A 21,085-nucleotide genomic window follows, 5' to 3' on the forward strand; every position below is an offset into this window, starting at 1 on the left:
ACAAAGGCACAAAAACATATTTTAAGCTGGTTATTCTCCCAGCTTAAAGTTTTTATAATAGTAATCTTTATCTTCGTCTGTAATTGCCCTGATCACCCTGCAAGGATTTCCTGCTGCGAAAACATTATCCGGCACATCTCTGGTAACTATACTTCCCGAGCCAATTACCACGTTTGAACCTATTTTTACACCAGGGTTGATGACTACGTTTCCACCAATCCAGACGCTGTTTCCTATTGTGATTTCCTGTGCCCATTCGTGCTCCTGATCACGTAGGTGTGCATGTATAGGGTGACCTGCAGTGTATATTGCTACGTTTGGGGCAATAAAAACGCTGTTTCCGATACTTACCTTTGCACAGTCCAAAATAACCAGATTAAAGTTTGCGTAAAAATTGTCGCCAATTTCAATGTTGTAACCGTAATCGCAGCGAAATGGGGGTTCGATGTAAAACATTTTTTCTGTTTTACCGAATAGCCGCTTTAAAAGTTCTTTGCGTTGCTTGATGAATTTTGGTGCCAGGTTATTGAACTCGTAAACCACCTCTCTTGCTTTTAGTCTTTCTTTGGATAGTTCGGCATCGCCCGCCTGGTAGGCCTTTCCGGCAAGCATCTTTTGTTTCTCGCTAAGTATTTCGTTTTCCATAACCCGAAGGTAGAAAAGATTATAAGAATGGCAATGTCTCAGATGTTGTAAAACAAAAAACGGGGCTATCGAAACCCGACTCCCCGCTGAAATTGCTTTCCCCAAAATCCTATAACGGACTTTATTGAAATTTATTTTAAGGTCTTCCTTTTGCGAGAGCTTTCTCTGCAATTTTAACTGCTTTCTTCTCTCTCCAGTGAGCGTACTTTTCTTTGAAAGTCATTTTAATTAAGCTGTCAATAGCGCCATGTGTGAATAAGCTCCAAACGCTGGCCACTTTGCGGCTAATGGACTGATCCCATGCCCTGAGACTTAATGAGAATGATCCGTCAACATATTTCATCCAGTGCCACATTCCTGTAGGCATGAATAACGTATCACCATGTTCCAGAAAAACCTCATATCCTTCTACGCCGTTCAGCGCAGGGAATTTTTCGAAATCAGGATTGGCGACATCATAATCTTCCAGAGCATAAGTTGCGTTAGGCAGACAATATAATCTGTCTTTCCACTTGTAATCGAAAAGGATGATGTGTTTTCTGCCACCGAAGTGTGTATGGAAAATATGAGGTAAGTCGATGTCGTAATGTAAGAAAGTTACTGAGTTGGATCCTCCAAAGAACATGGCAGGCATGCTTTCAATAAAGCCACCCATTAAATCTTTAGGGATTTTGATATCGTTGATTAAACTAGGAACTTTTTTGAAAAGATTAAAGAAAAATATCCTCAGTTCTGTTGGCTCACGTTTGATCAGGTCTAAATAATCGCCAAACTTCATGTGCGCCGTAGCAGCGTTAATAGGCTTTGACGGATCAGCTTTCGAGTTATCGTATAGCGGAACCTCCAACTCTCCACCAACCTCTTTCAAGTATTCGGTGGTCCATTTTTCTCTCGCCGGCCAGTCTTTTGTAAGGCCTCTGATTACCAATGGTTTTTTAGTCTTTAAGTAGTTCTTTTTGAAATCTTCGGGAGTAATATTCTCTACGATATCAACAGGTTTTAAAATGAAGCTCATGCGAATAAATCGGTTATTTGTTGCCAAACAACAAATGTGTAAATTTTATTTTACAAATAATATAACTGCAAAGAAAAGTGACGCAAATTACTTAATCTAACTCTCGCTATTTGTTAACCATTTGTTAATCTAAACCAGCACCTTTCGGCTTACAATTTGGTCATATGCAGCATCCCAAAGGTCGATTCGTTTTTGCAGTGCAAGTTTGGTTGTTGCTTCGGCCTCAATCCAGAATTGCTCATCTTTCTCGCATAATTTTTCTGTCATCGAAAGCGCTAAGTGGCTATGGTGATCTCCATCAACTTCAATATGACGTTCAAGGTAATATTTGAATATGGATACTTTTTCAGGTTGTGTGCTGTTCAGATCATTCACCATGCTAAAGAACATATTAGGAATTAAATCCTCGCGTCCGAAAGTAAAGCTCGCAGCCTGCAGATGTGTTTTCCCACTATTAATAGTTTCGAAAGTGGAGCTGATGAAATTACGTCCCGCCTGTGGAACATCTGCCAGCTCGAAAGCCATGGCAAAATCGCGGCCATTTTGTAAAGATCGCAAGAAATGGTTAATTGGCGCTATGTTGGCCCCACACTGTACCATGGCATCCAGGTATAACTCAAAATGGCTTTTCACATTTCCATCAGTATCCAGATCACTCTCTTCACCTGCTACAATTTCATTGATCAACTGCCTTGTAACGGCATCGCCCACTGGAAACCAGGGTAGAGTTGTGCAGGTTAAATTAATCTGTAGCGCTTTTAGCAAAGACATGAAATCCCAAACGGCATAAATGTGATGCTCCATAAAAACCTGAAGGTCCTCAAGTTCATTGATGGCGGAATAAACTTTATGGTTAATAATTTGTTGCCTTAAAGGCTCAATGTTTTGCTTAATCCTTACGATGTTGTGATGCATATGTTGTTGATTTGTAGCAGGCTAATTATATCAACCGAATTTCCTGTTACTTAGTATTTGAGCGTCAAAATTAAACAGTTAGGACCTGCTAAACATATCTATTTTAAAACTTTAAACACAGCTGACAAATAGCGTTGTTTGTGATTAAAAAAAACGTTCCCACAACTTGCGGGAACGTTCATTTGAATCATTTGGGACGTGATATGTTTTTCTTAGGATTATCTATGCTTTAGGTTAATATACGAACACAGACAATTTATGGTTTTTGAAATAATGAAAAATTTTAAAATTTAAAAAACGCTTCCACGGAGTGGAAACGTTTTAAAATATCACAGGTAGTTTATGTTTTTGATTATTTAGGCATGAGAACGGTATCAACAACATGGATAACACCATTTTTTTGATTAACGTCGGCAATTGTTACTGTACTCATTCCACCTTTTTCATCTTTTAAAACTAATTTTTTACCTTCCATCCAGGCCCAAAGTTTACCGCCTTCAACAGTAGTTAGTTCTGCTTTACCACCACCAGCTTTGATTGCTTTTGCAATGGCTTTGCTATCCATTTTACCTGCAACAACGTGGTAAGTTAAAATTTTAGTCAGCATTGCTTTGCTTTCAGGTTTAACCAGCATGTCAACTGTGCCTGCTGGGAGTTTATCGAAAGCTGCGTTTGTAGGTGCAAAAACGGTAAAAGGACCTGCACCTTTCAGTGTTTCCACTAAGCCTGCTGCTTTTACTGCTGCAACAAGTGTTGTATGGTCTTTTGAATTTACCGCGTTGTCTACAATATCTTTAGTTGCATACATGGCAGCACCACCTACCATCGGGTTTTTTTGAGCGTAAACTTGGGTTGAAAATGCCATAACAATTACGGCAGATACAGATAGGATTAACTTTTTCATTATTTCTTTTTTTTAAGTTCTGTTATTTGATTCCATTTACGGAGGTTTACAGTACTACGGTTTCCTGAAAAGAAAAATGATTTGTAATTGCTTGATATTTAGTTTTTTAAAATTTAAGTGTTTGCTGTAAATGATGTTTAAACCAGGGTGGTTAAACGTTGATGAATTTAAGTCACTCTCGCTTCTCTTATTTTCTTCGACAATAATTTTGGGAAAAATCGCTTTAACCAAATTGCTTTAGTTTCTTTACCACCAATATAAACCTCTTCCTTTTTTGCTTCAATTGCTTTAATGATTTCAGCGGCACAAAGTTCGGCACTCATTCCGTTAGCTTGTGCATCATCCATAACACCCTGTTTGTCGCCCCTTTCGGTTAATGCATTAACAGAAACATTTGTGTTAATAAAGCCTGGACAAATGATTGTGATAGTAATATTTTTATCGTACACTTCATTTCGCATGGAATCGAAGTAGCCATGAAGTGCATGTTTAGATGCAGCATAAGCAGAACGAAGCTGGGTGCCAAATTTACCAACCAGACTGCTTACGATCACAATTTGTCCGCCGCCGTTTTTGATCATTGATGCTGCCACTGCTTTCGTTATACCTACTGTACCCCAAAAGTTGGTATTCATAATTTGCTGCTCTATTTTCAAATCTGTTTGAAGGGCTAAACTACGCTGGCTCACGCCACCACTATTGATCAGCAGGTCAATTTTTCCAAATATCCTGATGGCATCTTCTGCCTTTGCAGGCAGAAGATCAATTTCAGTCAAATCGAAAGGCAGCACATGTACGTTAAAGGAGTTCTGGCAATTTCCTTTAACACGAAATAATTCATCACGGTTGCGTCCGGAGATGATCAGTTTATTTCCGGCTTTAAAATATTTATAAACCAGGGCTTCTCCAATGCCGGACGATGCTCCTGTAATCCAGATGATTTTAGACATACTATTCAGTTATTGAATTTTTGAATGATAACATATTTCTGGTTAATCAATGATGAACAGTTCGGATGCGATATGGTCTGCAAAGAGTTTTCCACTATGGCTTAGCCTTATATTATTTTGTGTTTTGACTAACCAATCTTTACCTTCAAAATGGCTAAGATTATGTAAGGTTTCTTCCAGAAAGTCTTTTCCAAAATCAGTTTCGATTTTATCAAGGTTGATGCCCCAGATTGTTCTCAGGGATGTCATCACATATTCATTAAAACGGTCGTTTACAGTTAATACTTCGACTATTTCCGGGAGCTTATTTCCGTTAAGATCACTCAGGTATTGGGCATTGTTGGCTGGATTCATGTATCTGTTTCTGCCGTCAAACCCGTGGGCTGAAGGGCCAATTCCAATATAGTCAATACCTTTCCAGTAATTTGTATTATGCACGGCTCGGGCTTTCGGTTTTGCGAAATTAGAGATTTCGTAATGCTCAAAGCCTGCTTCGTTAAGTTTCTCCATTAAATTGACAAACTGCTCAGCAGATTGAGTATCGTTTACCGGAGTTTGCTTTTTATTTTTGATGGCGTGTGCCAGGGCTGTTCGGGGCTCTACAGTAAGTGCATAAGCCGAAATATGGGGAACCTGAAGGCTGACTCCCTTTGCGATATTGCTCAGCCATTTTTGATCTGTTAACAAAGGATAGCCATAAATCAGGTCGAGTGTTAAGTTTTCAAAACCCGCATCCTGACTTCTTTTGATGCAATCTTCAGCTTCGGTTGCATTGTGCGCCCTATTCATCCAGATCAGGTCTTCATTGAAAAAAGACTGAATACCGACACTAAACCGGTTAACGGGGAGTTGCTTAAGTTCCCTGATCTTTTCAGCGGTTAAATCATCTGGATTAGTTTCGATGGTAATCTCGGCGTTTGAATCAACCGAAAAGGTATGGTTAATCGAATCAAATATTTTCTGCAGATGCTGTTGAGAAAGGATTGAAGGTGTTCCACCCCCAAGATAGATGGAACCAACCTGGCCTGCAATCCGGTCTTTTTTCATCTTAATCTCTTTACAAATGGCGTCTACCATTTCATCCGCGTATTTTAATGAGGTGCTGAAATGAAAATCGCAATAGTGACAAGCCTTTTTGCAAAAAGGGATATGGATGTAAATGCCAGACATGGATCGGTAATTAATATTTAAATGATGTTTCTAAAATATCATTTTCATTTGCCAGTGTAGTTAATATTGAAGTTACAAAGGTAAGTGGAATTAGGAGATTGTATTAAAATTTATTCAGTAGTTTTTTTTGAGATCAGGATCTGGGTTTAAATACCTCATTCTTGGTCGACACATTTCGTTCTTTCGTCGTTACACTTCTTCCATTAGTCTCATTCCTGGCTTGCCCGGAGATTTTGGTCTCTAAATTGGACTTGTTGTGTAAACACAATGAAAATGAAAAGAATGATATTCGCTGTTTTATTGGGAGTAGCTTCCATTAGCAGCATGCCAACGAAAGCTCAGGTTAGTTTAAGTATAAATATTGGCCAACAGCCAAATTGGGGGCCCACTGGTTATGATCACGTTGATTATTACTATTTGCCTGATATTGATGCTTATTACTATGTACCAAGCAGACAATATGTTTACGAAGATAATGGTGCATGGGTATGGAGAAATAGTTTGCCGCCAAGATATGCCAACTATGATTTGTACAACGGTTACAAAGTTGTAATGAATACGCCAAAACCTTATTTATCGCATAATAAGCACATTACACAATATGGTAAGTTTAAAAATTATAAAGCTAAACAACCAGTTATTCGTGATAGCAGAGATTCGAGATATACCAGCGGTGGCAACCGAAATACTCCGCGGAATAACAGGCCATCAGCTGGTGCAAGACCAAATCAGGTTTCGAAAGGCAATAATGGTCAAAAAAATAATCGCCCTGACAGAGATCAAGGCAACCACAATGACAAAAAAGGGCGACACTAATGGTAATAATATTTATCCGGGCGGCTTTTGAATTTAGTTCAGGAGCCGTTCGTATTATCATCCCTTTAGTAGCAAAAGGTTTTAAAAAAAAAATAAACAGGATCTACCTACGAATCCGGAATCGAATTTCTATTTTGCGCCATCAAATTAGATAAGGATGGCTTCAGGTTTTTTTGCAATATTAGATGATATTGCTTCTTTGATGGATGATGTAGCAGTTGCGAGTAAGATTGCTACACGTAAAACAGCAGGCATATTAGGAGATGACTTGGCCGTAAATGCGGAGAAGGCTACAGGTTTTTTGGCCTCGAGGGAGTTGCCTGTTCTTTGGGCCATTACCAAAGGATCGTTACTGAACAAATTGATCATTGTACCCATCGCCCTCTTGCTAAATGCATTCTTTCCTGTTGCCATAAAAGTTATTTTGATTTTAGGAGGTTTTTATCTCGCCTATGAGGGGGTGGAAAAAATAATTGAATTTTTATTTCACCGGTCAAAGGGTGGTGAAGAACATACAGAAGAGGTAGTGGAAGAGGGAGAGGCTGCTGAGAAAAGTAAAGTAAAATCTGCTGTTACCACTGATTTTATCTTATCTATTGAAATTGTGATTATTGCCTTAGGGACCGTTTTAGATAAAAGCCTTACTATACAAATCATAACAGTTTCTGTGGTGGCACTATTGGCTACTGTTGGTGTATATGGCATTGTTGCCCTTATTGTGCGGATGGATGATGCTGGGTACAAATTACTTAAAAGCTCAGGTAAAAAAGGTTTCTTGTCCTATTTAGGGAATTTTTTAATCAAAGCCCTACCAGTAATTATCAGAATACTAGGGGTAGTAGGTACAATCGCTTTAATTTTAGTTGGAGGTGGAATATTTGTACATAACATTGAGTTTTTTCATCATTTTCTTCCTGATTTTCCGTCCATTATTAAAGAGTTTGGTGTGGGGTTGGTGGCCGGTTTAGTGGCTGTTCCAATATTTTCAGGTCTGACAAAACTAGTGGCTTTGGTCAAACGCTAGATTATTCCTGTATTTGCAGCTATCCTGCAGGCCTCTATTACATTGGTTACACCAAGCTTAACAAATATATTTTGCCGGTGACGATTAACGGTATTAATACTTAAATCTAATTTTTCGGCAATCTCTTTGCTTCTTTTGCCTGTACTAATGAGTTTTATGATTTCTTTTTCCCTTACCGATAATATTGTGTTGAAACGATTTTCATTTTGGTCGATAATTTCTCCTGTTTTCTTGTTTAGTATTATCCCGTGCGGAACCACAAAATCGGGATGGTCAGGAATGAAATTATAAAGGCAAAGTGCCAGCCATATGCTGCCATCACTGGCATTTCCAATGTACAAGAGGCGGTGTTTTAGCGCGATATACTGATCCTTTTTATTTTTAATCCTCAAACGCGTAATCAACTCAAAGCTTACTCTTTCATTAACCGGCATGGAATTCAACATTTGAAAAAACTGAAATTCGAGTTGGTATTTTTTTAACAAATCATCGGGGTGGATTTTATTGAGCAGCTCATCTTCCCAGATAGAATTGATTTCTGTTTCACGTTTATGCAACCCCAGTTCATCAGCAACCGGAGCATAGTAGATATAGCTTTTTCTGGCTTTCATGTCACTTAAAACACTAATGCTATTTTCCATTCTGGCATACATTCCTGCAATTAGCTTTCCGTATTCAAGCTGTATTTCCTGATTACGGTCGCTTTCAAATGGTTGAGAAAATAGTTTTATGTCGAGCAGGTTTCGCATTTCGGGCAGCAATTGTAATGGTTATTTATAACCATTGAATGAAACAGAACAGGTAAATAACTTTGCGAACTTAATTAAACTTCTATCGGAATATATAATGAAAAGATTATTTTTTTGCTTAATCCTGTTGCTTAATCTGAATACATTGAATGCACAGACACTGGAGAAAATGCAGTGGTTTAATGAGCCCGCAAAATGGGAAATTAAGAATAACAGCTTAGTGATGCAGGTTACGCCTAATAGTGATTATTGGCGCATTTCACATTACGGATTTACAGTAGATGACGCGCCCTTTTTGTATTCAAATTACGGCGGGGAGTTTGAGGTGAAGGTTAAACTTACTGGTGCCTACAAGGCCCGTTTCGATCAGATGGGATTAATGATCCGTGCTGATCATAAAAATTACATTAAAACCGGTGTTGAGTTTGTTGATGGAAAATTTAATGTAAGTACTGTAGTGACTCATGATAAAAGCGACTGGAGCGTACTTACTTTAGATCGGGTTCCTCCTTTCATTTGGATTAAAGTGATACGTCGACTTGATGCAGTGGAGATTTTTTATTCTTTGGATGATAAAACCTATGTGATGACCCGCAATGCTCCCTTAGAGGATAATTCGCCGGTGATGGTGGGGCTAATGGCGGCAAGTCCGGATGGAAATGGTTTTGAAGCCCGATTCGAAAAATTTAAGGTTGAACACCTTCCCGATCAGCGGAGGTTGGAATGGCTTAAAGCACATCAGTAAATCAAGCTTCAATTATCGCCTCATATAATTTTTTAATTGTTGACAAAAAGCCTTGCTCATGCTCGTGAGTAAGGCTTCTGTTTGTGCTGTGTTTAAGTTGCCTGATTTTTCTATAAGGCCAATTAGCTGCGTTGGTATTTTTAATGTTATCCATTGATTTGTTAAAGCACTTATCACTGTAAAATATGATATTTGCAGGTAAACTAAAATATAATATGAAGCCCTATCTGCAGCTCTTTGATTTATCAAAAAAAGTGAACTATAAAACAGAAGTGCTGGCAGGCCTCACCGTTGCAATGACCATGATTCCTGAATCATTGTCTTTCGCCATTCTTGCAGGTTTTCCACCGCTAACTGGTTTGTATGCTGCATTTATTATGGGGCTGATTACTGCGGTACTTGGCGGCAGGCCGGGTCTGGTTTCAGGTGGAGCTGGTGCAACAGTAATTGTGCTTATTGCATTGATGAAAAGTAATGGGCTGGAATATGTATTTGCTGCAGTTGCACTAGCGGGTTTAGTTCAGATACTTGTAGGACTGTTTAAGCTTGGGAAATTTGTCCGATTAGTTCCACAGCCTGTTATGTTTGGTTTCGTTAACGGGTTAGCAGTCATCATCTTCACCTCACAGCTCACCCAATTTAAGTCAGTTGTTAATGGAAGTGAGGCCTGGATTACCGGAATGCCGCTTTACATCATGCTTTTCCTGGTGGCATTAACCATTGCTATTGTGATACTTCTTCCTAAAATAACCAAAGCCATTCCCTCTTCCTTAGTTGCTATCATTGTAGTTTTTGTGTTGGTTTTGATTTTTAATATACCAACTAAGTTGGTGAGGGATATCTCGTCTGTTAGTGGTGGGTTCCCTCCATTTCATATCCCTCACGTGCCGCTCACACTCGATATGTTGAAAGTCATATTTCCGTATTCACTCATTATGGCAGGTGTAGGATTGACCGAAGGTCTGCTTACCCTGAATTTGGTTGATGAGATTACCGATAGTAAGGGTAATGGAAACCGCGAAAGCATAGCCCAGGGGATTGCTAATTTAACCAATGGTTTTTTTACTGGAATGGGCGGCTGCCCAATGATTGCTCAAACACTTGTCAATCTATCGGCGGGCGCAAGAGCCAGATTGTCTGCAGTTATAGCTGCTTTAACAATTCTTCTTATCATACTCGTGGGTGCGCCTGTAATCGACAGGGTTCCTATGGCTGCACTTGTAGGCGTGATGATGATGGTTGCGATAGGAACATTTGAATGGATGAGCTTTAAGGTAATTAATAAAATGCCAAAACAAGATATATTTATTGGGATTTCTGTTGCCCTGATTACGATCTGGTTGCATAATCTTGCCCTGGCTGTATTAATTGGGGTAATCATTTCCGCTTTGGTATTTGCATGGGAAAGTGCTAAGCAAATCCGCGCTAGTAAAAGTGTTGATCAAAATGGAGTTACGATCTATCAAGTTTCCGGGCCTTTATTTTTCGGGTCGGTGAGTCATTTCATGGATCTTTTCGATGCGCAGGGCGATAGTGCTGTCGTTATAATAGATTTCAAAAATAGCAGTGTCTATGATATGTCCGGTATCGATGCACTTCACCGGCTAACAGAAAAATATGGAACGCTGAACAAAAAAATTCATCTCCAATCCTTAAGTCCAGAAAGCCGGCGTCTGCTTGGTGATGCAATTGATATTATAACGGTAAACATAATTGAAAATTCATCTGGTAAAAATACCTTGTAAAACCAGATCAGAATATGTTATTGCTTCATTGTCAAGCATTAATAATTCTCCTCAGCATTGCCGGAACTTAGGTTACGATATATCGTAATTAATTGTATCCGAGCTTCAAAAGTTGCTTAAAAACACATTTCAATCCTTTGAAAACTGTGAAATTATGTGCCAAAAATTCATTAAATAGTATTTAAAGTCTTTTTTAATTGTCAAATTGATATTTAAAAAATTAATTTTTTGAAATTATAGTAAAAGTGTTTGCTTAGCAATAAAACGTTTTAGTATTATATATATTTGATTTAACCAAATTAACTAATTATGAGACTAATCACTTACTACAACCTGAGTACTATTCCTTTTGACACAAGTCAGATTTTGCTGTTTCCGAAAAAGTAAATATTAAAAATCATTTTTTTTATTAATTAACGATCCATTTATTATGCGATACTTATGGGTGTGCTGTGGCTTTTTTGCAATGCTTACGTTAAACGTTTTACCATGCAATGCAACAATTGTTAAGCTTTACACAAGTCTGAAAAACAGACCTTTTATTCGTCAGGATACAACAAAAGTCAGAATTGTATCTGAAAGAGATTCGCTGCGAAAAGACAGTCTGGAAAAGATCAAACAGAAAACGCTTTATAGCAAGTTGGTTGGAACAGTTCAAAAAGATACCAGGGATTTATCACTTTTTCCTGCTATTTCATTACAGCAGAATCTAAAAGGGAACTATGCAGGTTTGTATGTTCAGGAGACAACGGGAGAGCCTGGAACAATACAAAATATGTTTTTAAGGGGAGCCCCGACGCCATTACTTTCCAAAAGGGATGTGTATTCATCTCAGCCTTTGGTAGTATTGGATGGTATTCCCCTTGTTGGGGAGCATCCGTTTGCATTCGATTTACAGCAATATGATTTCAATCGTATCGGTCCGGCGACAAATCTGCTGACTGGAATAGACATCAACAATATCGCCTCAGTAGAGGTTTTAAAAGATTTAGCAAGTACTGCGGTCTATGGTCCAAGGGGCGTCAATGGTGTAATCTTATTGAAGTCTAAAACGTCGGACGGGACGAACAGAAGCATAAGCTTTAACTCCTATATTGGTCTGGTGCAAAAGCCGACAGTGAATACCATTAACGGCAAGTATGAGAATGAGTTTCGACAAAGATTTTATGACATCTACACTACTAACGGACGTTACTCAGACGATGAGCAATATCCGGTTTACCTTAGTGACTCACTTAATAATGTCTACAGTGGAAAATCTGATTGGACCGATCTGTACTATAAAAATGCACTTATATATGGTGTCAATTTGGGGCTGACAGGTGGTTCCGACCGTGCAAGTTTCAGATTTTCACTTGGTAACACCAAAAGTGAAGGCGTAGCGGATGGTGCCGGTTTAGACCGCTATAGTGCGATGTTTAACATCAATATGAGGCCGGTAAAATGGTTATTATTTTCTGCGATGATCAATGGGAACAGATTGAACAGAACGCGTAACCGAAACCTGAGAGATCGTTTTACACAACTAAATTATTTTCCTGATTTAAGTGCTCCACTAGCCCCAAATAAAGAATATTATGGTAATTACCTGGCGCAATATGATAAAGGATTCGATGATAACAAAACCAATTCTATACAAGGCTATGCCAGACTTTTGGCTACATTAGGTAAGTTTAAAATTTCTTCTACTTTCAATGTAGATTATAATGAAGGCTACCGTGATGTATTCTATGCAAGAACATTATTGCAGGGAACAAGCTATGCATCCAACTATTATGGTTTCAACCAAAGGTTGATGATTGATAACAAGGCTACTTACGATTTGAATATCAATACCGTTCATGACTTTCATTTTGAGTTGGGTCAATCTACCATGTGGGATCTGTATAAATACAGTAATGCCTATGCTTACAAAGGTGCGAACGATTACATCAAAATTAATTTACTGGATTCAGATCCTAAACTTCCCAACGGGAGTGACAATCCAAATTATCTTGTTCCTACCGCCTTTCCAAGGGAGTTAACGTATCGTTTTCTGGATAAAACACAGGATAATCTGGTTTCTTTCTACGGTAAAGTTAACTATTCATTTAGTGATAAGTATTTCCTTTCAGGTACTTTACGCCTGGATGGTTCTTCCAATGCACAGCCCACAACACGGTGGTTCTATTCACCAGTATTGTCAGCAGCCTGGAACATAAAAAATGAATTACTTAAAGATTTCAAATCTATTGACGACGCTGTTCTTAGAGCGAGCGTTGGTCGTATGGGCCGAACATTTACTTACGATAATTATGCACAAGGTCCGCAATATACCGCAACCGTGGGCTACACCGGCAACCTGACGGTACCAGGGTATAATGCTATTGGAGTATTAACCAGACCATACTCATTCGGATGGGTTGGATATCATGTTCCATGGTCTTATTCTGATCAATTGAATATTGGTTTAGATGTTTCGATGCTCAAGAATAGACTGCATGCATCTTTAGATTTTTACACTAAAGCTGAGAAAAATCAACTTATCGGTATTCCATCATATGCTGAATATGGATACAGACAATCTATAGAAAGTGGACTCGATATGACCAATACTGGTTTGGACTTAACAATCAGTACGTTGGTTATCTCAAATGCTAAGTTCAAATGGAATTCTGCTTTAAATGTCAACCATAATATCAATAAGCTTAATGCGCTACCCAGGGGTTTGAATGAAATTGTAATCGGTAATCGCTTTCTAAAAGTCGGTCAGCCTGTAGATCAATACTGGTTGCTTGAAAACGAAGGTATTTACACTGCTAACAGTCAAGTGCCTGTAGTCAATGGGCAGCCATTGAAATACAATGGCCAGGCGTTAAAAGCCGGAGATCCAAGATGGAAGGATCAAAACGGTGATAATATTATAGATGAGAAGGACAAAGTTTTAAAGGGTCACATCATGCCATTGTTATCAGGAGGATTTGATAACTCCTTCAGTTATGCGAACTGGACGCTGGGAACAAACCTTTATTTTAATCTGGGAAGAAAAATCATCAACCAGGAGATGGCAAACCGCTTCGATTTTGTGAACCGTGAAGGGAATACCGATTTAAGCTCGGTAAAAGAAATTACTTTTTGGGAAAAGCGCGGGGATTATAGCAAGTATCCTTTGTACAACCCCTGGAGTACTGTAATTCCTTATCGGGTTGATCAGGATTTATTTCTCGAAAATGCTTCCTTTTTAAAGTTAAGGTCTGTGTCACTAGGTTATGATCTGGCTAAGGTTCTTAAAAGAAATAACATTAAGATCAAGAAAATTTTCGTGTACGGTTCAGTTAACAATGTGTTCACGGTAACACCATATACAGGGCAGGACCCTGAACTGGTAAACTACGATGGTGTCGATACTGGTTACGGTCAGCCAATACCACGGACATATACATTGGGTATTAAAATGGAATTATAATATGGGAAAAAGTAATACTAACACATCGCAAATGAAAAATATACTATACATCATTCTGCTTTCGGCCTTCGTATTCTCTGGATGTAATAAAGCATTAGACGTTGATTCTACCCGGACAGTGGGGGAGAAGAATATGTGGAATACGGTTGAGGACGCACGAGCAGGTATAATGGGCGTCTATGCGCTTACCCGTTCAGCATTATCGGACAATAATGGACACTGGATTTATGGAGACGTAAGACCAGGTGAATTTGCCAGTCCTAAAAGGCAGGATCTCAAAGCGGTTATCAGTAACAACTTAAATGCCTCTTATCCTGTAGTTGAATCGCTATCAGATTGGACCAGGTTTTACGCTATTGTAAACGGAGCAAATGTTCTGATGGAAAATGTAGCTCATGTAAAGGCTAATGACAAGCGTTATTCAGATAATAACATGACAGTTGATCTTGCTCAGGCAAGGTTTTTAAGGGCATTTGCTTACTTCTATATGGTTCGTATCTGGGGTGATGTGCCCTTTGTAATTTCTTCGGGAGAAACTGGATTCGAAAATAAGCCAAGAGAGAGCCAGGCAAAAATTCTGGCCTGGGTAGAGTCTGAAATCCTTAGGGCTGCAGTAGATTTACCTTTTATCTATAGCGGCGGAGATGTTCAGCAGCCCAGTAATTATTATAACGAAGACAGCAACCGTTGGGGAGGTGCCCTGGCGACTAAAGTCACGGCATACGCCGTTTTAGCGCATGTCGCTGCCTGGAAAGCCGATTATTCGAACGTATCAAAATATGCTAAATTTGTTGAAGACAACTATGGCAAATCACAGGGTGGATATACTTCTGTAACCGATCTGAGCAACTCCAATGGGTTTTTCTACAATAAGAATACCCGTCAGATGTTCGGTTTCAATTCAGATTATGGTCACGTTGATGGTTCGGCAACCGGGCACATCGAGGAGCTAACGTTAGCAGAGCCAATCCTTACTAAAACAGTGCCTGACATTTATTTACCAAAAGATTCTATCTTAAAATATTTTAATCTGGCAAAGGATGAAAGGTTTGCCATTGATACACTAGGTCAATCCAAATTTGATAGATATTTTACCAATCTGAATGGCAAGTATCCAATCTTCAGTAAGATTAAAGTGATTCAGGGTGGTGGCACAGATCCGAATTTCCGATATTTTACAAGTGCCCTTATTTTCACAAGGTTAGAAGACATCGTTCTACTGCGCGCCGAAGCTTTATCAGTTTTGGGTGATCAGATTGGTGCGCTGGCTGAGTTGAATAATGTTGTGACACGTAGAATTACCAGTGGTACCGACTCACCTTATAGCACAACCGACGATTTGATTAAAGTGATCTTTGAAGAAAGACATCGTGAATTACTGGGCGAGGGGCAAAGGTGGTATGACCTGATCAGATTAAACAAGATCAGACAAAACGACTCCAGATTTATGGCGCTCATTAATTCCGGAGGTATATATTGGCCAGTTTCCCGCAAGCTGATATCTCAAAATAATTTATTAACTCAGAATCCTTACTGGCGCTAAATAATACATGTATGAAGAATTTTATGAAATATGTGGGAGTAGCTGCAACGTTGTTGATGCTCACCTTAATTTATTCAGCTTGTAAAAAGAATGGTGGCTTTTACGATGCAGAAGAATCTACAGCACCATTTACCGGAAATACCTATGAATACCTGAAAAGCAAGCCTGGTGTTTATGATTCTCTACTTGTTGCAATTGATAGGATGGGTTTGCAGAAAACCTTAACTGATAGTAATGTTACTTTATTCGCGGTAACCAATCCAAGTTTTCAGCTGGCTTTTAGAAACCTCAACACCCTCAGGAAACAATCAGATAAAGATCCATTGTTCCTCTCGAATATCGATGGCGTACAACTTGATACTATGGTTTCTTACTACATCATCAGAGGAAAAAAACCGACAGATTCACTTAAACTTCAGGATGGATTAAACCTAACCAGTGTTAAAGTTGGCTATCCGATGCATGCTAAATCCATCAGGACATCAGCAAGCGGATTGGTTGGCGCCGGACCAGAAGTGATTGAATTTAGTAACACTAAAAGAAGTCAGTTCATCAGAAACTGGGCAACCAGTACCACAGCATCCAATAACATCAAAACCAAAAATGGGATTGTGCATGTCATCAGTCCTGATCATACGTTTGGTTTCGATGGGTTTGTAACCCGGTTAACATTTGTTCCGCCACCGCCAAACTTAATGGTTACCGTCGGTGGGGCACTGACTACAAACCGTGAAAACGGCGGAGGGATTACCGCTGGAGAAAGCTCAAGGAAAGTGATTGACGGCGACGATCATACCAAGTTTCTTTGTGATTTGCAAGGTTTTTTAACGATGACCTATAAACTTAAAACAGCTGATGTATCATCTGTATATACTTTGATTTCAGCGAATGATGCAAATGAACGTGATCCCAAAGCATGGACTTATGAAGCTTCAAATGACGGCGTTAACTGGACTGAATTGCATCGGGTAAGCAATTTCTTTTTTGAGGAACGCTATCAGCAGAAGGTATTTAGATGTACTAACACTACGCCATACTTATACTACCGTATAAACATTACCGAGTTAAGAAATGGCAGCTTATTCCAATTGGCAGAATGGACCATTAACAAAACGAAATAGAAGATGGATTACGGAAACAATAAATCAAAAAAACTTATGAAGTTAATTGCTAAAAAAGATCTTCTATTGATACTCTTTATTTTTGTTGCCTTAAGTGGCTGTAAGAAGCTTTACAACTTTCCAGATGAAAAAGATTATCTGAGTAATAATGTAAACTTTAGCAATAAGATCCTTGAACCGATTATTGGCAGAAATAATTTAATCGGTGGCTTTAACGGAGATAACTCTACTCAGCCAATTACCTTCGAAATTGTAAATCCACGATGGGGAGATGGAAGAGCAGTGACTGATATCTTTCAGAAGGTGCCCACATATGTATGGACTGCTCCCTATACAGGTTTGGAAAAATCACTGGCTGAAATCGAAGCCAAAAGAAAAATTGAATCTCATCAGCTTTTTGAGATGCGCCCTTCAGGAGAATTTATTCTTTGGGGCTCGTCAACCAATCAACTGGTTTCCCCGCGACCAACCGACAGTACAAATTTTGCTCAGGATACCCGGTTTTTCGATGTTAAGGTGAAAAATTCGGGCGGGGAAAGACTGATTCGTGATTTTCAGATCAGGCCATGGAGGGAGCGTCCGTATGAACCCTCAAATGACATCAATTTATACAGCGGACTACCTGCGCCAGACCCAAAATTTCCTCTGGATAAAACGCTCAGGGATTATATCCGGCCGTTTTTAACTAATGTAATTGGTGAAACATCAAACCAGGCACTGGTTAGTAATGATGATAAAAAGGATGTGGTTGTTTATATCCGTCCGTTTTCTGGCGGTAACGGACATTCGCTTAGAATTAAAGTGTTAAATAAAGATCTTGTAGAGATCAATCCGGCTTTCTTCAATGAGACTGTATGGGATAAAATGATTCATGGATTTAATTTTCAGAAAACTGATAAGTATGTTCAGTACGATGTAGCCTATCCGATTCCCCTGGTTGAAATTCCAACCTCTTATGCTACAGGTGGCTCCAGAGCAAGGGTAAATCTAAGCTATTCAAGGGGTGCTTTCGGTGGAGGTCGTACCGTTGCCAATTTCGGTATCGATTTCGCCATCTACAAGGCCGGAGACTGGGAAATTGTTTTTCACTTTAAAACAGAGAATCCAAAATTCGCTAGCGAATAGGGTAAGGTTTAACGCTATTTATTATGAAAAGAAATATATTTTTTTATATCATACTTATTGTATGTATAATTTGTGGTACTCATGCTTATTCACAGCAAAAGACCATGATTCTCAACGGTAAGGTTGTGGATAAGGAAACCAAACAAGGAGTTCCTGGGGTTTCTGTAATTCTTGAGGAGACGAATAAGGGTTTGACACAAACAAGTGGTAGCGGACAGTTTACTGTCAATGTACCAATAGGTTCAACACTATTATTTAAGTTTTTGGGTTTCAATACCCAAAAATATAAAGTTACCGGCTCGAATAATGTGACAGTTACTATCAGTGAAGATCGTACTGCACTTGATGATGTAATCATTGTGGCATACCAGAATCGGTCGAAACAGACGACGACCGGTTCCTCAGTCTTAATCCAGGCGAAAGAAGTTCAGGATATTCCGGTATCAAACGTCGAGCAACTGCTTCAGGGTAAAGTACCAGGATTGAACATACAAAATAACACTGGTGCCCCGGGATTCAGGGGATCTGTACAGGTTCGTGGTTTGTCCAGCCTTACAATTTCAGGCAGTGGTAATGAATCTTTCTTGCAGCCTACCTCACCATTATACATCATTGATGGTGTTCCTCTGGATGCAGACAAGGCTGCTGAATTTGGTTTTCAAACTCAGGGACCTGGTGTAAGTCCACTCTCACTCATACCTCAGGAAGATATTGAGAATATTCAAATTCTAAAAGATGCACAGGCCACTGCAATGTATGGTTCAAGAGGGGCCTACGGTGTTATTATCATCACCACTAAAAGAGGTAACTCCAAAGTTCCAAGGATTAGATACGTAACCAACGCTTTTGTGAATGCCCCGCCAAAACTTCGTGAAACTCTGGGAGGTAATTCAGAAAGACAGTTGAAAATTCAGCAGATTATTCTCAATGCATCAAACGTAGATGATATAAGAAGGATCTCAAATACACCCTTCCTATCTGACAGCTTGAACGCCTACTGGAACAATTCAACGGATTGGCAAAGCATCTTCTACCAAAGTACCTATAATCAAAGTCATAACCTGGCACTCGATGGCGGTGATCCAAAGTTTAATTATAAAGCCAATGTGGGCTACTACACTGAAAAAGGTGTGATTAAAAACACAGGGTATGACCGCTATAACCTTAACATGAACATGGAGTTCAAACCTAATGACAAGTTCAGGTTCTTCGGATTCATTAATGGATCAGTAGGTAAGCAGAATAAAGGTAACGGAGTAGGGTTATTGCAATCAGGAGTTGCTCAAAATGGCCAGGCATCCAGTTTACTTCCCCCGCCATCATTTTATCAGGCATCAGGAGGTGTACTATCTGCATTGCAAACGTTAAATGATAACAATTCCCGAAACTTAAGAACAAATGTGGAAGCACGCTATGAATTCATTCCTGGTCTGGCTGCCTCGTCAACATTAAGTTACGACTATACATCTGATACAGAATCGACATTTACCCCTGCCGCCGCAAATGGCCAGTTTTCTAAACTTTATGATTATGTGGGTAGAAACTATCAGTTGTATAACCGTAATGGTATTACCTATGCGAAAACCTTTGGTGAAAAGCACAACCTGTTTATAAACACATTTAACGAAATTTATAAACAGGGAAAACAAGCTGGTATTACTTTACAGCAAAGAACGCCTAACGACCAATACCAGGGACCTGTTGGTTATGATGCCTATTACTCCAGAGGGGGAGGTGTATTAGAGAATTATAGAAATGCTACCATTGCATCTTTTGCTGGATCAGTTTCGTACGACTACGACAAAAAATACGTCGCTGAACTTTCTTATCGTCTGGATGGTACCTCGTCAACTGGTTTAGATAATCCGTATTCCAAAAATCCTTCAGTGGGTTTGAGATGGAACTTCAATAAAGAGAACTGGTTAGCAGATAAAAAATGGCTATCTTATGGTAGTTTAAGATTAACCTGGGGACAAAATATTGTTCCAAGCGGTAACCTGGAAAGCATCTACGGGATTTACAATCTAAACGGCAACTTCAACAATAACCCTACGATTGGAATTAACTATAACATCATTCCTAATCCATCTCTTAAACCTACTACTACCAGTCAGTATAACCTGGGCTTTGACTTAGGTTTATTCAATGAGCGTGTAGCAATCAATTTCGATACCTATTATAAAAAGGTTGACAACCTTCTTTATGAAAGCCGCTTATCCAATATTACAGGTTTTAATATTTTAGCTAGCAACGACGCTGCTATTGCCAATTATGGTACGGAGGTGATGATCACTTTCAGGCCTGTGGTAAAAAAAGATCTGGATATCTCCATTTCTGTGAATGGAGCAATTAACCGGGATGTATTGCTTCGCCTCCCTTCAGAATATAATGGGCAGGATATTCGTTTTGACGAATCCGGTTATTTACAACATGTCGTTTACCGCGTTGGAAGAAATACTTTGTCAAACTATTTACGCATTAATCAGGGGGTATATAAAACTGATGGAGATGTGCCTGTAGATCCGGTTACCGGAAAGAGATATCAATCGAACGGACAGTTTTTTCTTGGTGGGGATCCAATACTGAAAGATGTTAACGGCGATTATATTCTAGATGACCGGGACTATGAAATCACCGGAAATTCACAGCCATTGATTACCGGAGGTATCTCTACCAATATCAGATACAAGAACTGGGGATTAAATATCTATGCTGTTTATACTGCAGACCGTACAATTTTGAACAATGCGCTCGCAGATAGGATAGCAATTATGCGCGACCCATTCTCTCAAACATCAGTGGTGCCATTAAATGATCTTAATATCTGGAGAGCTCCGGGTGATATGGCAAAATATCCATATCCATACGATTATAAACGGTACAATCAGATTCAGCCTTTAAGAGCTGATCAAACCCTGTGGCAAGAAAGTGGCAGTTACCTGAAGATCAATAACGTCACGCTGTCCTACATGTTCGATAAGAAATTGATCCGGCGGTTCGGGCTAAATCAATTGAGAATTTACGCGTCTACAAATAACCTGATAACGTTCTCTAGATATAGCGGACCAAATCCGGAAAACGTAACCACCCTGGGGCGAGATATTTCCACGGGCTATCCGGTTCCACGAACTTATAATATTGGTTTAAACTTAGAACTTAATACAGGCAACTAA

General features: G+C 39.2%; 16 protein-coding genes. 9 read left to right on the forward strand and 7 right to left on the reverse strand.

Annotated elements, in window-relative coordinates:
* Window positions 1–30 precede the first annotated feature (30 nt).
* The 6 genes from R2Q80_RS18115 to hemW form a co-directional block, all read right to left on the reverse strand.
* Complete coding sequence (locus R2Q80_RS18115) at window positions 31–645, reverse strand: sugar O-acetyltransferase (RefSeq protein ID WP_316800956.1); 615 nt, start codon at window positions 643–645, stop codon at window positions 31–33.
* Between the two features lie 136 nt (window positions 646–781).
* Window positions 782–1,660 (reverse strand): cupin-like domain-containing protein, encoded by an 879-nt coding sequence (locus tag R2Q80_RS18120; protein ID WP_047798928.1) that lies wholly within the window; start codon window positions 1,658–1,660, stop codon window positions 782–784.
* 129 nt (window positions 1,661–1,789) lie between these two features.
* Window positions 1,790–2,575, reverse strand: a complete 786-nt coding sequence (locus R2Q80_RS18125; protein ID WP_316800957.1) for a DUF3050 domain-containing protein — start codon at window positions 2,573–2,575, stop codon at window positions 1,790–1,792.
* A 352-nt stretch (window positions 2,576–2,927) separates the two neighbouring features.
* Window positions 2,928–3,479, reverse strand: a complete 552-nt coding sequence (locus R2Q80_RS18130; RefSeq protein WP_047798926.1) for a fasciclin domain-containing protein — start codon at window positions 3,477–3,479, stop codon at window positions 2,928–2,930.
* A gap of 167 nt (window positions 3,480–3,646) precedes the next feature.
* The gene (locus R2Q80_RS18135) at window positions 3,647–4,429 is read right to left on the reverse strand and encodes an SDR family oxidoreductase (protein ID WP_316800958.1); all 783 of its coding nucleotides are present in this window, start codon (window positions 4,427–4,429) and stop codon (window positions 3,647–3,649) included.
* Window positions 4,430–4,471: 42 nt separating this feature from the next.
* Entirely contained in the window at window positions 4,472–5,599 is a 1,128-nt protein-coding gene (hemW, locus tag R2Q80_RS18140) for a radical SAM family heme chaperone HemW (protein WP_316800959.1), read from the reverse strand.
* 273 nt (window positions 5,600–5,872) lie between these two features.
* On the opposite strand from hemW, the gene R2Q80_RS18145 reads away from it, so the two are divergent.
* Together R2Q80_RS18145 and R2Q80_RS18150 are read left to right on the forward strand one after the other, a co-directional pair.
* Window positions 5,873–6,415: a hypothetical protein gene (locus R2Q80_RS18145; protein WP_316800960.1), complete on the forward strand. Its 543-nt coding sequence runs from the start codon at window positions 5,873–5,875 to the stop codon at window positions 6,413–6,415.
* 157 nt (window positions 6,416–6,572) lie between these two features.
* Window positions 6,573–7,439, forward strand: a complete 867-nt coding sequence (locus R2Q80_RS18150) for a DUF808 domain-containing protein (RefSeq protein WP_316800961.1) — start codon at window positions 6,573–6,575, stop codon at window positions 7,437–7,439.
* Here the strand turns inward: R2Q80_RS18150 and R2Q80_RS18155 are convergent.
* Complete coding sequence (locus R2Q80_RS18155; RefSeq protein WP_316800962.1) at window positions 7,436–8,188, reverse strand: response regulator transcription factor; 753 nt, start codon at window positions 8,186–8,188, stop codon at window positions 7,436–7,438. The genes R2Q80_RS18150 and R2Q80_RS18155 overlap by 4 nt on opposite strands.
* 97 nt (window positions 8,189–8,285) lie before the next feature.
* On the opposite strand from R2Q80_RS18155, the gene R2Q80_RS18160 reads away from it, so the two are divergent.
* From R2Q80_RS18160 to R2Q80_RS18190, 7 genes are all read left to right on the forward strand, one after another.
* A complete protein-coding gene (locus tag R2Q80_RS18160) occupies window positions 8,286–8,933 on the forward strand; it encodes a DUF1349 domain-containing protein (protein WP_316800963.1) in 648 nt (215 codons plus the stop codon).
* Window positions 8,934–9,148: 215 nt separating this feature from the next.
* Window positions 9,149–10,678, forward strand: coding sequence for a SulP family inorganic anion transporter (locus tag R2Q80_RS18165; RefSeq protein WP_316800964.1), 1,530 nt, complete (start codon window positions 9,149–9,151; stop codon window positions 10,676–10,678).
* 430 nt (window positions 10,679–11,108) lie between these two features.
* Window positions 11,109–14,123 carry a SusC/RagA family TonB-linked outer membrane protein gene (locus tag R2Q80_RS18170; RefSeq protein ID WP_316800965.1) on the forward strand — a complete coding sequence of 1,005 codons (3,015 nt, stop codon included), beginning with the start codon at window positions 11,109–11,111 and terminating at the stop codon, window positions 14,121–14,123.
* Between the two features lie 31 nt (window positions 14,124–14,154).
* Window positions 14,155–15,666: a RagB/SusD family nutrient uptake outer membrane protein gene (locus tag R2Q80_RS18175; RefSeq protein WP_316800966.1), complete on the forward strand. Its 1,512-nt coding sequence runs from the start codon at window positions 14,155–14,157 to the stop codon at window positions 15,664–15,666.
* Between the two features lie 11 nt (window positions 15,667–15,677).
* Window positions 15,678–16,787 carry a fasciclin domain-containing protein gene (locus R2Q80_RS18180; protein WP_316800967.1) on the forward strand — a complete coding sequence of 370 codons (1,110 nt, stop codon included), beginning with the start codon at window positions 15,678–15,680 and terminating at the stop codon, window positions 16,785–16,787.
* 36 nt (window positions 16,788–16,823) lie between these two features.
* Complete coding sequence (locus tag R2Q80_RS18185) at window positions 16,824–17,912, forward strand: DUF5007 domain-containing protein (RefSeq protein ID WP_316800968.1); 1,089 nt, start codon at window positions 16,824–16,826, stop codon at window positions 17,910–17,912.
* A 23-nt stretch (window positions 17,913–17,935) separates the two neighbouring features.
* A complete protein-coding gene (locus R2Q80_RS18190) occupies window positions 17,936–21,085 on the forward strand; it encodes a SusC/RagA family TonB-linked outer membrane protein (RefSeq protein ID WP_316800969.1) in 3,150 nt (1,049 codons plus the stop codon).

The sequence above is a fragment of the Pedobacter frigidisoli genome (assembly GCF_032678525.1).
GTDB lineage: Bacteria > Bacteroidota > Bacteroidia > Sphingobacteriales > Sphingobacteriaceae > Pedobacter > Pedobacter frigidisoli_A.

Excerpts from the sequence above, each read along its gene's own strand:
- R2Q80_RS18115 (WP_316800956.1), bottom strand. The coding sequence starts at position 645 with ATGGAAAACGAAATACTTAGCGAGAAACAAAAGATGCTTGCCGGAAAG.
- R2Q80_RS18120 (WP_047798928.1), bottom strand. The coding sequence starts at position 1,660 with ATGAGCTTCATTTTAAAACCTGTTGATATCGTAGAGAATATTACTCCC.
- R2Q80_RS18125 (WP_316800957.1), bottom strand. The coding sequence starts at position 2,575 with ATGCATCACAACATCGTAAGGATTAAGCAAAACATTGAGCCTTTAAGG.
- R2Q80_RS18130 (WP_047798926.1), bottom strand. The coding sequence starts at position 3,479 with ATGAAAAAGTTAATCCTATCTGTATCTGCCGTAATTGTTATGGCATTT.
- R2Q80_RS18135 (WP_316800958.1), bottom strand. The coding sequence starts at position 4,429 with ATGTCTAAAATCATCTGGATTACAGGAGCATCGTCCGGCATTGGAGAA.
- hemW (WP_316800959.1), bottom strand. The coding sequence starts at position 5,599 with ATGTCTGGCATTTACATCCATATCCCTTTTTGCAAAAAGGCTTGTCAC.
- R2Q80_RS18145 (WP_316800960.1), top strand. The coding sequence starts at position 5,873 with ATGAAAAGAATGATATTCGCTGTTTTATTGGGAGTAGCTTCCATTAGC.
- R2Q80_RS18150 (WP_316800961.1), top strand. The coding sequence starts at position 6,573 with ATGGCTTCAGGTTTTTTTGCAATATTAGATGATATTGCTTCTTTGATG.
- R2Q80_RS18155 (WP_316800962.1), bottom strand. The coding sequence starts at position 8,188 with ATGCGAAACCTGCTCGACATAAAACTATTTTCTCAACCATTTGAAAGC.
- R2Q80_RS18160 (WP_316800963.1), top strand. The coding sequence starts at position 8,286 with ATGAAAAGATTATTTTTTTGCTTAATCCTGTTGCTTAATCTGAATACA.
- R2Q80_RS18165 (WP_316800964.1), top strand. The coding sequence starts at position 9,149 with ATGAAGCCCTATCTGCAGCTCTTTGATTTATCAAAAAAAGTGAACTAT.
- R2Q80_RS18170 (WP_316800965.1), top strand. The coding sequence starts at position 11,109 with ATGCGATACTTATGGGTGTGCTGTGGCTTTTTTGCAATGCTTACGTTA.
- R2Q80_RS18175 (WP_316800966.1), top strand. The coding sequence starts at position 14,155 with ATGAAAAATATACTATACATCATTCTGCTTTCGGCCTTCGTATTCTCT.
- R2Q80_RS18180 (WP_316800967.1), top strand. The coding sequence starts at position 15,678 with ATGAAGAATTTTATGAAATATGTGGGAGTAGCTGCAACGTTGTTGATG.
- R2Q80_RS18185 (WP_316800968.1), top strand. The coding sequence starts at position 16,824 with ATGAAGTTAATTGCTAAAAAAGATCTTCTATTGATACTCTTTATTTTT.
- R2Q80_RS18190 (WP_316800969.1), top strand. The coding sequence starts at position 17,936 with ATGAAAAGAAATATATTTTTTTATATCATACTTATTGTATGTATAATT.